Origin of the sequence: Mycobacterium lentiflavum (assembly GCF_022374895.2) — a bacterium.
In the GTDB taxonomy this organism is placed as follows: Bacteria; Actinomycetota; Actinomycetes; order Mycobacteriales; family Mycobacteriaceae; genus Mycobacterium; species Mycobacterium lentiflavum.
In genome coordinates, this window is sequence record NZ_CP092423.2 from 3,901,420 (window position 1) to 3,914,914 (window position 13,495).

A 13,495-nucleotide genomic window follows, 5' to 3' on the forward strand; every position below is an offset into this window, starting at 1 on the left:
TCGGCTCAACCGCCGTCGACCGCATCGGCTAGGCCGCCGCCTGCGGGAATGCTCAGCGGCCGCACGTATCTGACCCAGGTCAACAGTGCGGCGGCGACGTAAACGGACAGGAAGACCCAGAACGCCGACGTCATCGTGCCGGTGCTGACGTAGGACTGGCGCAACGCCAGGTTGATCCCGACACCACCCAAGGACCCAGCGCCGGCGACGAAACCGATGACGATGCCCGAGATCACGCGGGACCACTGCCGCTGGGCGGCCTCGTCCATATCCAGGTTGCGGCCGCACGTTTCGAAGATGGTCGGAATCATCTTGTAGACCGATCCATTGCCCAACCCGGCCAAGGTGAACAAGGTGATGAAGCAGGTGACGTAGCCGGCCATCGCCGAACGGCTGACCGGCCCGGCGTGCGGATCCTCGATGGTGCCGACCGTGATCAGCAGCCCGGCGGCCACAACCATGCTGACGAACACGAAGAATGTGACACGGCCCCCGCCTAGTCGGTCGGCCAGCCGGCCGCCGTAGATGCGGGATACCGCGGCCAGCAGCGGTCCGATGAAGGCCAGTTCGGCGGCATGCAGCGCGGCCTGGGAGTTGGTTTGCCCGCCGGCCACGAAGCTGGTCTGCAGTACCTGGGCGAAAGCGAACGAGAACCCGATGAACGTCCCGAAGGTGCCGAGATAGAGCAGCGAGAGCAGCCAGGTGTCGCGGGTGGAAAGCACCGCGGACAGGATCGATCGCAACCGGCCGGGTTCCACCCGGTGCTGGGCGACGTTGTTCATGAAGAACGTGGCGCCGATGCCCGCGACCATCAACAGCACCAGGTACAGGCCGCACACCCAGTACGGCTGCCGGTCGCCCGCGGCGGCGATGACCACCAGCCCGACGATCTGGATCATCGGCACGCCGAGATTGCCGATCCCACCGGCGACGCCCAGCGCCGCGCCCTTGAGCCGGTGTGGGTAGAAGGAGTTGGCGTTGCTCGCCGAGGCCGCGAAATTGCCGCCGCCCATACCGGACAAGGCCGCGCAGACCAGGTACGGCCACAACGGCAGCCCCGGATGAGCCAGCAACACCATGGCGCCGATGACCGGGACCACCAGGACGAAGGCCGAGAACATGGCCACGTTGCGGCCACCGAAGATCGCCGTTGCCACGGCGTACGTCGGCCGCAGGCATGCCCCGACCAGGGTGGCGGTGACACCGAGCAGCAGCTTGTCGCCGGCGGAAAAGCCATAGACGTCCCGGGGCATGAACAATGCCATCACCGGCCAGAGCGCCCATATCGCATAACCCAGGTGCACGATCACCGCGGACCAGAACAGGTTGCGTCGGGCGATGGTCTTGCCGCCCGCCTCCCACGCTTCGAGATCTTCTGCGTCCCAATGCGAGAGGTGACGTGACCTAACCACCCGCTTGACCGTTCGAAGCATGTTGACTTGCCCGTTCGGGCACGGTAATCCCTTCGATACCAAGACCTAATGTGGCGGAATGTCGGAACATGATGTGCGGTAGACCTATTGGTGCGGAATCTTGCCGAGTGCTTGCAATGTGCCGTCGGGCCCGATGTGGAACTTAACGGTGCCGATTCCCTTGGGACAACAGGGCTCTTCGTTCCCGGTCTGCCATTGGTACTGAACCGTGACCGCATCGTTGTCGCCGCCGGGCAACACGGTGATGTACGGCTTGGGGTTCGGCGTCGGTGTACCCAGTGGCCTGTCGTGGTCGAAGAACACCAGCTGCTGGGGAGTCGACTCGCTGGCAATGGTCGGGATGATCTGCACCCAGTACAACCGGCAATTCTTGGTGTGCCCACGACCGATCTCGACCCAACTCGAGCCGGCAACCTCGATGGGAACAGCGGCGATTGCCTGACGCACGGTCGCCGCGCTCGGCCCGTCGGACTCCTTGCAGGTGTCCGCTCGCGACGACGCCGGCGGTGCCGCTGGTTTTCCGCCGCAAGACGCGGCCAAGAAAGCCAGAAAAATCACAAAGTGACGACGCACATTGTGAGCTTAGCGAAAACTGTGAATGTGCCATTTGTTTGGTCGGAACCCCTGTTCTGAGGGGAAATTCCGAGGGATCCGTGGGTAATCTGGCCCCCATCGCGGATCAATGCTGACCTGCGACTACGCGCTTGGCGGTGGATTTCCCGGACATCTCACATTTGCGTCCGGCGCCGGTGAGATCAAGCCGTAAAACGGCGGAAACATCGGACGCCCGATGCCGAAACATCCTTGTCGCACGATTTAGCCGATAGGCCCTTGCGCGCCCGGAAGGAGGACGTAGGCGTGGCTGCAGACCGCGGTGAGGACACCGTCAACAGCATGTGCGCCTACTGCGGCGTGGGCTGCGGCATGGTGCTGCAGATCACAACCGATCCGAAGAGCGACCGCCGTCACGTTGCGAAATCTGTTGGCGACAAAAGCCACCCGGCCAACTTCGGCCGCCTGTGCACCAAAGGCAGTACCACCGCGGACATGCTGGCCGCACCGGGCCGGATGGGTTCGGCTTATTGGCGCGCCGACCGTGGCGAATCCCTGGCGCAGATCGACATCGACAACGCGATCACCCAGTCCGCCAAGCAGTTGCGGGCCGTCATCGACGAGCATGGCCCCGACGCGTTTGCCATGTACGTGTCCGGGCAGATGTCGCTGGAGGCGCAGTACCTCGCGAACAAGCTGACCAAGGGGTTCATCGGCACCAACCAGATCGAGTCGAACTCACGACTGTGCATGGCCAGCGCGGGGTCCGGCTACAAGCTGTCGCTGGGCGCGGACGGACCGCCGGGGTCCTATCAGGATTTCGAGAAGGCCGACGTCTTCCTCGTCATCGGCGCCAATATGGCCGACTGCCATCCGATCCTGTTCCTGCGGATGATGGACCGGGTCAAGGCCGGCGCGAAGCTGATCGTCGTCGACCCGCGTCGCACCGCGACCGCGGAAAAGGCCGACCTCTTCCTGCAGATCTCGTCTGGCACAGACCTCGCTCTGCTCAACGGTCTGCTGCACCTGATCGTCCAAAACGGCCACACCGACCCGGATTTCATCGCCGAGTTCACCGAGGGCTGGGAGGAGATGCCGAGTTTCCTCGAGCACTTCACGCCGGAACGGGTCAGCAAGACCACTGACCTACCCGCCGACGACATCCGGACCGCGGCCCGCTGGATCGGCGAAGCCGAGAACTTCGTCACCTGCTGGACGATGGGCCTCAACCAGAGCACCCACGGCACCTGGAGCACCAACGCGATCTGCAACCTGCACTTGGCGACCGGGGCAATCTGCAAGCCGGGCAGTGGCCCGTTCTCGCTGACCGGGCAGCCCAATGCGATGGGCGGGCGCGAAATGGGTTACATGGGGCCGGGTCTGCCGGGCCAGCGCGTGGTGACGTCGGCGGCCGACCGCGAATTCGTCGAGGAACAGTGGGGCATCCCCCGCGGAACGCTGCGTACCGAGGTCGGTACCGGCACCGTCGACATGTTCTCCCGCATGGCCAATGGAGAGATCAAGGCCTGCTGGATCATCTGCACCAATCCCGTTGCCAGCGTTGCCAATCGGAAGACGGTGCTGGCCGGTCTGGAAAACGCCGAGCTGGTGATCGCCCAGGACGCCTTCTTCGAGACCGAGACCAACGGCTACGCCGACGTGTTGCTGCCCGCCGCCCTGTGGACCGAGTCCGAGGGCGTGATGGTCAACTCCGAGCGCAACCTGACCCTGTTCCAGCCGGCCATGCAAGCACCCGGGCAGGCGATGCCGGACTGGCAGATCATCGCCCGAATCGCTTGCGAAATGGGCTTTTCGGATTCCTTCAGCTATGACTGCGCCGAGGACGTGTTCGAGGAGATCAAGCGGTTCTGGAATCCCAAGACGGGCTACGACCTGCGCGGTGCGAGCTATGACCGACTGCGGCAGAATCCGTTGCAGTGGCCGTGCCCGCCCGATGGCGCCGATGACCGCAACCCGATCCGCTACCGCAACGACGGCGTCAGCCAGACGCAGCTGGTCCGCGAGGACGGCACCGTGCCCCGGTTGGCCTTCGCCACGCCGAATGGTCGCGCGATGTTCTTCGCCCGACCGCACCTGTCGCCCGACGAGATGCCGGATGACGACTACCCGTTCCTGCTCAACACCGGTCGTCTGCCGCACCAATGGCACACCATGACCAAAACCGGCAAGGTGGCCAAGCTCAACAAACTCAACTCCGGACCGTTCGTCGAAATCCACCCCGACGACGCCGCACGGCTCGAGATCGCCGATCACGATCGCGTCGAAATCGCTTCGCGCCGTGGGCGAGCCGTGCTTCCCGCGGTGGTCACCGACCGGGTGCGGCCGGGCAACTGTTTTGCGCCCTTCCACTGGAACGACGCGTTCGGCGAATACCTGTCGATCAACGCGGTCACCAATGACGCCGTGGACCCGCTGTCCTTCCAGCCCGAGTTCAAGGCGTGCGCGATCACCGTCACCAAGATCGCCGCCGCCACACCGGACGCAAACACCGAGCCCGAGCCTTCGGTGGCCACCGGCACGGTAGAGCCCGCTACAGCGGAAGTTGCGGAAATCAGCGTGTCACAGGTTGACGCCCTCGCCGAAATCCTCGGTGTCGCAAACGAACCGGCTCCCCAGCTGGGTCCGCTCGGCCGCACCTACCTGGCGGGGGTGCTGGCCGGATTGCGTTCGGAAGCCGGCCGCCGAACGGCCGGGGTGCCCACCCTGCCGCTCAACGCCCCACTCGACGCCAACACCCGGTTGTGGGTGGACGGCCTGTTCGCGGGGATGTTCGCGCGTACCGAGGCGCCGGCGTCGATGCCGGCTTTCACGCCGGCGTCCCCCGCCGCCCAGACACCGGCCGACCCACCCGCGGCCCCGGTAACCGCAGCAGCACCGGAGCAGGCTCCGGTGGTGGTGTTGTGGGCGTCGCAGACGGGCAACGCCGAAGAACTCGCCGCCGAGTGCGTCGCCCAGCTCGAGGTGGCGTCGCTGCAGGTCGTGGTGCACAGCATGGACGACTTCACGGTGGCCGACCTGGCCACCACGCGGGAACTGTTGGTGATCACCAGCACCACCGGCGACGGCGACGCACCCGACAACGGCGCCGCGCTGTGGCGCGCGCTGACCGGCGACGGCGCACCGCGGTTGTCCGGCACCCGCTACGCCGTGCTGGCCCTGGGCGACTCCAATTACGACGACTTCTGCGGTTACGGTCGCAAGCTCGACGAGCGGCTGGCGGAGCTGGGCGCGACCCGGATCGTCAGCCGCGTCGACTGCGAACCCGACTACGAGCAGGCCGCCGCCGGGTGGATGAGCGGGGTGATCCAGGCGCTGCGGCGCACCCCCACCCGCGTCGGCGCTCCGGCGCCGGCGCCCGGCACGTCTGCACCCCGTCCGACAGCCCGCCCCCAGACGCCTGCATACAACAAGAAGCGCCCGCTGGTCACCGACATGATCAGCAACATCACCCTGAGCGGGCCGAACTCGGCAAAAGACGTGCGGCAGATCGTCTTCGACGTTTCCGACGAGGCCGCCAGCTATGAAGCGGGCGACGCGCTCGGGGTGTGGCCGCGCAACAGCGACCAGCTGGTCGACGAATGGCTGTCGGTCACCGGACTGAACGGGCAGACCCCGGTCGAGGTCGGCGAGCACGGCCTGATGTCGCTGCGTTCCGCGCTCACCGAGCGAATCGAGATCGCCCACATCAGCCGGGACCTGGTGCGGTTCGTGCAGGAGCGCACCGGCGACCCGAAGCTCGCGGAACTGCTGAGGCCGGAAAACAAAGCCGCCCTGAACAATTGGACGTGGGGACGCCAGTCCGTCGACCTGCTGGCGCAGCTGCCGGTCTACGCATCGGCCCATGAGTGGCTGCGGGTCCTCAAACGCCTGCAACCGCGGCTGTACTCGATCTCGTCGAGCCCCAAGGAGTGCCCGGGCGAAGCTCATCTGACCGTCTCTCCGGTGCGCTACAACTTCCAGGGCGTTCCCCGGCGCGGGGTGTGTTCGACCTACCTTGCCGACCGCTCCCCCGGCGATCGAGTGGCTGTCTACCTGCAACCGTCGAGCAATTTCCGGCCGCCGACTGAGTCAGAGACGCCGATGATCATGATCGGCCCCGGAACCGGTATCGCACCCTTCCGCGGCTTCCTGCAGGAGCGCCGTGCCCTCGGCCACACCGGGCCCAACTGGCTGTTTTTCGGCGAACAGCACGCCGAGACCGACTACTACTACCGCGACGAGATCGAGAAGATGCACGCCGACGGCCTCCTCACCGAGCTGGACCTGGCGTTCTCTCGGGACCAGCAAGAGAAGGTGTACGTCCAGCACCTGATGCGCAAGCGTGGCGCCCAGCTGTGGAGTTGGCTGCAGGACGGCGCCCAGCTGTATGTCTGCGGGAGTGCCGACCCGATGGCCAAGGACGTCGACCGCGCGCTGTGCGAGATCGCGGCCGAGCACGGCAACCTCGACTTGGACGACGCGAAAGACTACGTCCAGTCGCTCAGCGCCGACAAGCGCTACCACCGCGACGTCTACTAGGACTTCGTAATACGGCGGAAACGCCGGACAAGCGTGGCTGAAACATCGCTGTCGCACCATGTGCTCAACAACAGGTGCGTACTGGATGGAGGGGTGCCCGCATGGCGACTGACGAACACCTCGGTGACCAGGAATTGCCGTCGGGCGAAGTTGCGTGGGCGGGATTGCCGATCAACCTGGATTTTGCGTTCTCCCCCCTACAGCGTGACAAGGTCTACGTGCAGCACCTCACCCGCAAGCGCTGGTGCTCGTTACGCTCGCACGCACATGACTCCGACGTCGACGCGCACTACGATCCACTCGACGCCGAAGCGGGCTAGCCGCTGGCTGTCGGGTGCACACCCACCGAAATCGTTGCCGCTAGCCCGATTTCGCTTCGGTGGCGCCCAAGATGTCTTTGAGGGAACCGGCGGCGTGATTCAACAGCTCAACGAATTGCTCCCCGTCGGCTTCGCTGGCTGCGGTCGCGTCGGCTTGCGCGTTGACTATCGCCTCGTTGATGCGCCGCGCCACCGTTTCGGCGCCCAGCCGAAGGAGACCGTCCTCGATACGCAGGCCGGCAAGCCGCTGGCGTCCATCGAGGGTCACGACGACGGTCTTGGCTTCGTCCGTGCCATTGAATGTTCTGTTGTTGAGCTGGTGCAGGTGCTCGTCCAGGGCGGACCCGATGTGCCGCGTCTGGTGCAACACCTCGTCCAGTAGCGAGTGGATCTCGGTGCTCATTTGCCGTCCTTACTGTCTAGGAACCTGCGGCATGGATCGATGATTGCGTGGCCTGCGCGTCAGCATCGTGGCTGGTGTAGCGGGTGGCGAACGCTTCTGCCTCTGCCTTGACGGCCTGTTCCGGCGGCCTCAAGTCCAGGGAGCGACTGCCGAAGATGTCAGCCAAAGGCCCGTCGCCGCCTAGCCCTTGCGCCTTCATGCTCTCGAGCAGCAAGGTGTGCAAGACGGACGATGCCCGCTGACTGGCCACGTCCGCGACGATGAGGATCTCTTCGGCGAGCTCCGATTCGGTCATGCTCGCCACCGCCGCTGACAGCTCGACCTTTTGGATCTTGCCGTCCATGAGGGCGGTCACCGACACGGTCTGGGGAGGGTTGGTGACCGTGGTCCGCTCCCAGTGAAATTCGTCCTCCTCGGCATCGGTGTCCCGGGTTTCGCCACCGTCCCCGTGCAACGAGTCGGTGGTGCGCAGCCCGGCTGTGGTGTCCGGGAGCTCGGCCTGCTCGTCGGTGTACCGAGCGACCATGGTCGGCTGCTCGCCGGGGTCGCGGCCGGACTTATCGCCGGTACCCGGAACCCCGCCGCTTTCGTAACCGGACTCTTCACCGAAATCAAGGGCGTCGTGCATACCGCGGCCGGTCTCGTCCCCGTAATCCAGAACCGCGCCGCTTTCGTAACCGGACTCTTCACCGAAATCCAGGGCGTTGAGATTATCGCTGTCGTCGTCGCTACGGTGTATGGCATCCACTATGGTGCCGTTCCTTCTTGGCTTTTAGCGGTTTTCGTGGATGGGCGGGACATGATCAGCCGCGAACCACTTGTTGATCGACAGCGCCGCCTGCCGCGTCATCGGTGGCGACATACCTAGCGGCCGCGTTACGCAAGTCTTCGGCTAATGCCTCGGACACCTTTTTCATCGTGTTCCCAGTGTTTTGCCGGACGCGTTCGCAATCTGTCATGGCCTGCGCGGCGTACCCACAAATTGGACCGTGGTCATACCATAGTTTTTCGGCGGTCCCTTCGACCGCCTTTGTGCCGGATCCGATCTCCCCCGCGGCTCGGTCCTGCTGCCTCGCCAAGTCCGTCAGATAAGCTGCATTAACACTCAAGTCCGCCATGGATTTGCCTCCTCGGCGCTCACTTTTCTACTGGCTAAAATTTGACTGGGGCGGGCGCGCCGGGTCGGTCGCACCCGATGCGATATCGATGGGTGCACGTTCGGCTCCCTCGGCGCCGGCGGCCGCCTCATTCTCCGCGACGACGGCTTCCGCGGACGCTGGCGAGTGGGCCGTCGAGTCGCCCGACTGCGCGTCCTGCGTCGAGGCTCGGGATGGCCGGGTCGCCACCTGGCTCATGGTGGGCATCGCGTACGGCGATGGGATCGCAATCTCCGACTCGCTTTCGGGAGCCGATCCGGAAGTAGCGCTCGCGCCGGTGTTTTCGACGCTCCCGCCCCGGGAGCCCGGTACGTCCGGACGCGGGGATACCGACGAGGAAGCGGTAAAGGAGGCGGCGCCGTTGAGGGTGTCGAACTGGCCCACGGTGCTCGGGGCAGCAAAGGCCATCGCATCCTGAGCAATGGTGCCGGGGCGGACCGCTTGGAGCGATGCCGCCGCGCCGTCGCCCAATTCACGGTATCTCTCCATGACCGCTTTTATGTCGGCTGCGTTGTCTTTCGATGCATAGATCATGTCCGAGACGATATCGAGGCTTTTTGCCACGGTGGCGATAACTGCGGCCAATTGGATCAATTGTGACCGCACGGGGTCGGATACAAAAATTAGGGAACAAATGGGGATCATGATAGTAAGGGCCGTCTGTTCCCAGCCGAGGTTCATGTACGACCTTTTGACCTGTTGGGACTCCTTGGCCAAAATCGCAGCAATTTCGGCATCGCATTCGGACATATCCGCCGTGCGGGTAACTTGCAGATTATTTTGCTTGTTGTAGGCGTCGGCGGCGTCGCCCACCCATCCGCCCCACGCCTGCGCAGCGGCGGCCGCGAGTGATTCACCCGCTGCATCAAAGTCGCCCTTGGCGGTGTTGTATTCCTTTCCGCTATCGGTAGCCTTCATGTAAAGCAGCTGAAGGGCCATGATGTAAATGATGCCGGCCCAGAGGATCTTCGTTTCTACTTTAAAAGCCTCTTGGTTTGCTTTACTGCCCTTGTACCGGTAGGCCGCATACGCCAGGAATCCACCCGAGTTTACTAGGCCCTGCACGCCTTTTTCGTAGTCCCCTTGAGTGAAAGCCGGAATAGAACCAACGGCCGCGAAAGGCCCCTTGGCCCAATCTGATATTTCAGGCATGGCCGCGTACTCCTGTGTCGCTGCTCGCGCGCATTGATGGCTGATTAGTAGGCTAGCAGGGTAGCGACCCGTCGCAATGCACGAATTTGGCAATGCGCCAGCGGGTTTGACCGGTGAACGCCCGCACGTAACCGTGCCGCCGCGGCACGCTCAGCTCGTGTTCAACTTCGACCCCTTTCCACTCCTGTTTTATTCGACGTGATTCCCACCGTCTCGGCGGCCTCGCCGTGAAATCCGGCGTTGGCCCTGCGGCGTCGATCCGTCGGATCCGATGTCGGCGTTGATGTTTCGGTTGTTGATCATGTCCTGGGCATGCCATCGCGCGACGATCGAGGGGTAGCACGCGCGGGGCCGGCGCCGTGCCGGGGCAGAAACGACGGATAGCAAACCGCCGCGATTGTCAATCGCACATCCCCACGACGGTGTTCGCAACCGTGCACGTCAAGCGGTCCCGCCGTACCGTCAGGCAACGACGGTAGATGGGGCACAAGCATGGTGGACGTATCGATTGTCGAGACCTCCGGGCTGGGCGATCGCAGCTATCTGGTGAGTGACGGCGAGGTCGCCGTCGTCATCGACCCTCAGCGCGATATCGATCGCGTGCTGGAGCTTGTCGGCGACGCGCGGATCACGCATGTCCTCGAGACACACGTCCACAACGACTACGTGACCGGCGGACTCGCGCTTTCCGCGGCGACCGGAGCCGAATACGTTCTTCCGGCCGGCGAAGACGTCGAATTCTCTTGCCGCGCAGCCAGTGACGGCGACCGCATCGATACCGGCGGAATTCACCTGGAAACCCTGTTCACTCCGGGGCACACACACCATCACGTCAGCTACGTGCTCCGCGACGAATCCGGGGACACCCTCGGCGTATTCAGCGGGGGGTCGATGCTCTTCGGCAGCACCGGAAGAACGGACCTGCTCGGCGACGAGCACACCGAGGAATTGACTCGGCTGCAATACCATTCGGTTCGACGCCTCGCCGATGAGCTGCCCCCATCGACGCCCGTCTACCCCACTCACGGATTCGGCAGCTTCTGCTCGGCCGCACCCACCGACGGCAACGATTCCACCATCGGAGATCAACGTGGCAAGAATCCCGCGCTGACGCAGGATGAGCAGGACTATGTGGACAACCTGCTCGATGGTCTGGCCGACTTCCCGGCTTACTACGCACACATGGGTGTGATCAATCGGAACGGCCCTGCGGCAGCTGATCTTTCGCCGCTCACGCCGGTCGAACCAGGTGGGCTGCGCAGGCGAATCGACGCCGGTGAATGGGTCGTCGACCTACGCAACCGCACCGCGTTCGCGGCTGGACATCTCTCGGGCACATACGGCTTCGAGCTGTCCGGCTCGTTCGTCAACTATCTGGGCTGGCTCTACAGTTGGGGCGCGCCGCTGACCCTGATCGGCGACGACGCCAAGCAGATCGCCGAGGCGCAGCGTGAACTTTCCCGCATCGGCGTCGATCACCTCACCGGCAGCGCCAGCGGCGACATCCGCGAGCTCGCCGGTGCAGCGGACCTGCGGAGCTACCGCGTCGCCGACTTCGGCGAACTTGCCGGCGTGCTCGACCGGGTTCTGGTGCTGGACGTGCGCCAGCGGGGGGAATTCGAGCGCGGTCATGTGCGCGGCGCGCTCAATGTCGCACTGCACCAACTGACCGGACGCATTACCGAAATCCCGCCCGACCGCGAGGTCTGGATCCATTGCGCGAGCGGCTATCGTGCGTCGATCGCCGCCGCGCTGCTGGACCGGCACGATCTGCGCGTCGTGCTGATCGACGACGATTTCAGCAACGCCGAAAAGATCGGGATACCGCGTCCAGCGGGTGAGGCGGGCAAAAACTCATTCTGAAGTAAAACCTGTAGTTCCCGACGGGCCCGGGTAGTGATAACTCATTGCCGCCTAATACAGGAGTTGACAATGAACGCATCGAGCGCCGATGTCATCACGTCGCCAGAGCTTCGGACGTTGCTGGAATCGCCCACGGCCCCACGGGTCATCGATGTCCGGACGCCCGCCGAGTTCGAAACCTCGCACATCGCCGGGTCTTACAACGTCCCGTTCGATGTCGTGGATGAACACGGCCCTGCCGTAGCCCAGCGCTTGGACGACGACGCCGATGTCGTGCAGACGGTGACCGAAACCACCTAGGCCCCGGTCTACGACTGAAACCTTATCGGCCGGGCGGTGTCGGCTGCCCGTACACCGCAACGACGACGGTGCGGTCCAGGCTGTTGTCCGACCACACACCGATGTTGTTGTTGGCGCAGTCGCGAATGATGGCCATGTCCGCGGGGTTGTAGTACCACTGGTTGACCAGCTCGAGGCTGCTGATCGCAATGGCCGGATTGATTGCCACCGTCTCGGCGGCCTTGCCGCGGAAACCGGCGGCGTTGGCCCGGTCTTGCGGTGTCGATCCATCGGATCCGATGTCGTCGTTGATGTTTCGGTTATTGATCATGTCATCGGCGTGCCATTGGGCGGCCAGGGTCAACGCGTTGTTCCGGATGACGTCGTTCGTGCAACCCGCCTGGTGCTGCAGGGTATAGACGGCGGAGACGACAGCACTGTTGAGCCGCTTATTGTCGGCATGCGCGGCCGGGGCCGCCCACGCGCCGATCATCAACAGCAGCGCGATTACCGGCAGCAAGCGTTTCCACACGGTCAGGTGACCTCCTCGAATCACACCGGATCGAAGCGCGAGACCAGCCATCGGCCGTTGACCTTGTCCAACGTCACCTTGATCACGGGCTGGGTATCGGTGGGAGCGCCGTCGCCGATGGTCACCGTCTGGTTGACGAACAGCAGTGCCACCGCATGGTTGTCCGTTACCGACACTGAGGATGCCGCACTCACTTTGGCCACCGATGAGATGTGCTTTTCCTTGGCGCCCGGGATCACCACCTGGCGGATCAGTTCTCCGTAGGCGTCCTTGAACTCGCCGGTCAGCCGCTCGCGTGCCGCGCCGAGATCCTTGTCGGCCGAGTCCGCCTGGTAGGACAGCAAAGCGGCTGCGCCTTCGCTTGCGGCCCGGACGGATTCGGTACGGGCCAGTGCGAGGTCATCGATGGACCCGACCAACCATCGAAAATAGCCGGCCCCCAGTGCGAGTAGCAAAGCGAGCGCTGGTAGCACTCCGTAGGCAAACACCCGCGTCCAGGGAATCCGCCGCGGTCCAGGTGGGGCCGCTGCCTCAGCTGATTCTGTTGCTTCCTGGACGATCTCGTCGTCGGTGGTCGCCGCGTCGATGTCTTCGGTGAGTGTTGTCATGGGACGAACACCACGTTGGAGACCTTGGTGTCGTTGCCGACTGAGCGGACCTCGATGCGCATCCGCCATTCCCTCGGTGCTTCTTCGCCGCCGGCAGTCCGCGACTTCACCGCGACCGCCACCAATACCTGAGCCGAATCTCCCCGCTGCGATTCCAGACCCGCATCGGTCACCGTGCCCTCCGATTTCGACTGCGCCGCCTTGACGACCTCGACGAATGGCTTGGCCCGCTGCTCGAAATCTTCGCGGAAGGCCCCGGTGGCCTGATCGAGAATTCGCTGCACGTCCGCATCGACCTCGGTGTAGTTGATCGTGGTGAGGTTCACCGCGCCCTGGCGGGCGACTTGAATGAATTGCTCACGCTGGGCCTGGGCTTGGTGCTTTTGGTAAGCCGCGTATCCCAGCCAGCCGGTCAGCCCGGTCAGCAATGCCAGGATTGCGGTGCCCGTGACCAGTGCCGCTCCGGTGCGGGAAAGCCGGCGACGGGTGAGCCGCTGCCGGCAGCGGGCGAACCGGCCTTCACTCTTGTCGGCCTCGTCGGCGGGCGCGTCGTCTTCGACCGTGTCGTAGTCCTCGGCGTAGGCACCCGTTGGCTCAGTGACCTTTTCTTCGGTCTCTGGGGTATCTGGCTCATCGGCCATGGTTTCTCCTTCACTT

13 protein-coding genes and 1 pseudogene are annotated in these 13,495 nt (G+C 64.2%); 4 read left to right on the top strand and 10 right to left on the bottom strand.

Going from position 1 to position 13,495, the window contains the following annotated elements; translation table 11 throughout:
* Positions 1-5: 5 nt before the first annotated feature.
* Both MJO58_RS18235 and MJO58_RS18240 read right to left on the bottom strand, forming a co-directional pair.
* Positions 6-1,412, bottom strand: a complete 1,407-nt coding sequence (locus tag MJO58_RS18235) for a nitrate/nitrite transporter (protein ID WP_420845363.1) — start codon at positions 1,410-1,412, stop codon at positions 6-8.
* Positions 1,413-1,517: 105 nt separating this feature from the next.
* On the bottom strand, positions 1,518-2,006 hold the full coding sequence (locus MJO58_RS18240; RefSeq protein WP_434086245.1) for an LppP/LprE family lipoprotein: 489 nt from the start codon (positions 2,004-2,006) through the stop codon (positions 1,518-1,520).
* Between the two features lie 321 nt (positions 2,007-2,327).
* On the opposite strand from MJO58_RS18240, the gene MJO58_RS18245 reads away from it, so the two are divergent.
* Both MJO58_RS18245 and MJO58_RS18250 read left to right on the top strand, forming a co-directional pair.
* The gene (locus MJO58_RS18245) at positions 2,328-6,524 is read left to right on the top strand and encodes a bifunctional nitrate reductase/sulfite reductase flavoprotein subunit alpha (RefSeq protein WP_239723334.1); all 4,197 of its coding nucleotides are present in this window, start codon (positions 2,328-2,330) and stop codon (positions 6,522-6,524) included.
* Between the two features lie 101 nt (positions 6,525-6,625).
* On the top strand, positions 6,626-6,844 hold the full coding sequence (locus MJO58_RS18250; RefSeq protein ID WP_239720374.1) for a hypothetical protein: 219 nt from the start codon (positions 6,626-6,628) through the stop codon (positions 6,842-6,844).
* Between the two features lie 40 nt (positions 6,845-6,884).
* Here the strand turns inward: MJO58_RS18250 and MJO58_RS18255 are convergent, their stop codons facing one another.
* The 5 genes and pseudogenes from MJO58_RS18255 to MJO58_RS18275 all read right to left on the bottom strand — a co-directional run.
* Positions 6,885-7,247, bottom strand: a complete 363-nt coding sequence (locus MJO58_RS18255; RefSeq protein WP_090603843.1) for a YbaB/EbfC family nucleoid-associated protein — start codon at positions 7,245-7,247, stop codon at positions 6,885-6,887.
* 16 nt (positions 7,248-7,263) lie between these two features.
* The gene (locus MJO58_RS18260) at positions 7,264-7,995 is read right to left on the bottom strand and encodes a hypothetical protein (protein WP_090603845.1); all 732 of its coding nucleotides are present in this window, start codon (positions 7,993-7,995) and stop codon (positions 7,264-7,266) included.
* Positions 7,996-8,050: 55 nt separating this feature from the next.
* Positions 8,051-8,365, bottom strand: coding sequence for an ESX-1 secretion-associated protein (locus MJO58_RS18265; RefSeq protein ID WP_239720375.1), 315 nt, complete (start codon positions 8,363-8,365; stop codon positions 8,051-8,053).
* A gap of 27 nt (positions 8,366-8,392) precedes the next feature.
* The gene (locus MJO58_RS18270) at positions 8,393-9,556 is read right to left on the bottom strand and encodes an EspA/EspE family type VII secretion system effector (protein ID WP_239720377.1); all 1,164 of its coding nucleotides are present in this window, start codon (positions 9,554-9,556) and stop codon (positions 8,393-8,395) included.
* 200 nt (positions 9,557-9,756) lie between these two features.
* Positions 9,757-9,889 (bottom strand): annotated as a pseudogene (locus MJO58_RS18275) (CAP domain-containing protein); the annotation flags it as partial.
* A 162-nt stretch (positions 9,890-10,051) separates the two neighbouring features.
* On the opposite strand from MJO58_RS18275, the gene MJO58_RS18280 reads away from it, so the two are divergent.
* Together MJO58_RS18280 and MJO58_RS18285 are read left to right on the top strand one after the other, a co-directional pair.
* A complete protein-coding gene (locus tag MJO58_RS18280) occupies positions 10,052-11,419 on the top strand; it encodes an MBL fold metallo-hydrolase (RefSeq protein ID WP_239723335.1) in 1,368 nt (455 codons plus the stop codon).
* A 69-nt stretch (positions 11,420-11,488) separates the two neighbouring features.
* Complete coding sequence (locus MJO58_RS18285; RefSeq protein WP_239720379.1) at positions 11,489-11,719, top strand: rhodanese-like domain-containing protein; 231 nt, start codon at positions 11,489-11,491, stop codon at positions 11,717-11,719.
* 22 nt (positions 11,720-11,741) lie between these two features.
* On the opposite strand, the gene MJO58_RS18290 is transcribed toward MJO58_RS18285, so the two are convergent.
* Genes MJO58_RS18290 through MJO58_RS18300 form a run of 3 tightly spaced genes read right to left on the bottom strand, consistent with a single transcriptional unit; the run spans position 11,742 to position 13,479 of the window.
* A complete protein-coding gene (locus tag MJO58_RS18290; protein WP_434086380.1) occupies positions 11,742-12,191 on the bottom strand; it encodes a CAP domain-containing protein in 450 nt (149 codons plus the stop codon).
* Between the two features lie 59 nt (positions 12,192-12,250).
* Positions 12,251-12,838, bottom strand: a complete 588-nt coding sequence (locus MJO58_RS18295; protein ID WP_239720382.1) for a hypothetical protein — start codon at positions 12,836-12,838, stop codon at positions 12,251-12,253.
* Positions 12,835-13,479 carry an Rv1363c family protein gene (locus tag MJO58_RS18300; RefSeq protein WP_239720385.1) on the bottom strand — a complete coding sequence of 215 codons (645 nt, stop codon included), beginning with the start codon at positions 13,477-13,479 and terminating at the stop codon, positions 12,835-12,837. Before MJO58_RS18300 ends, MJO58_RS18295 begins: the two co-directional genes overlap by 4 nt.
* Positions 13,480-13,495 lie beyond the last annotated feature (16 nt).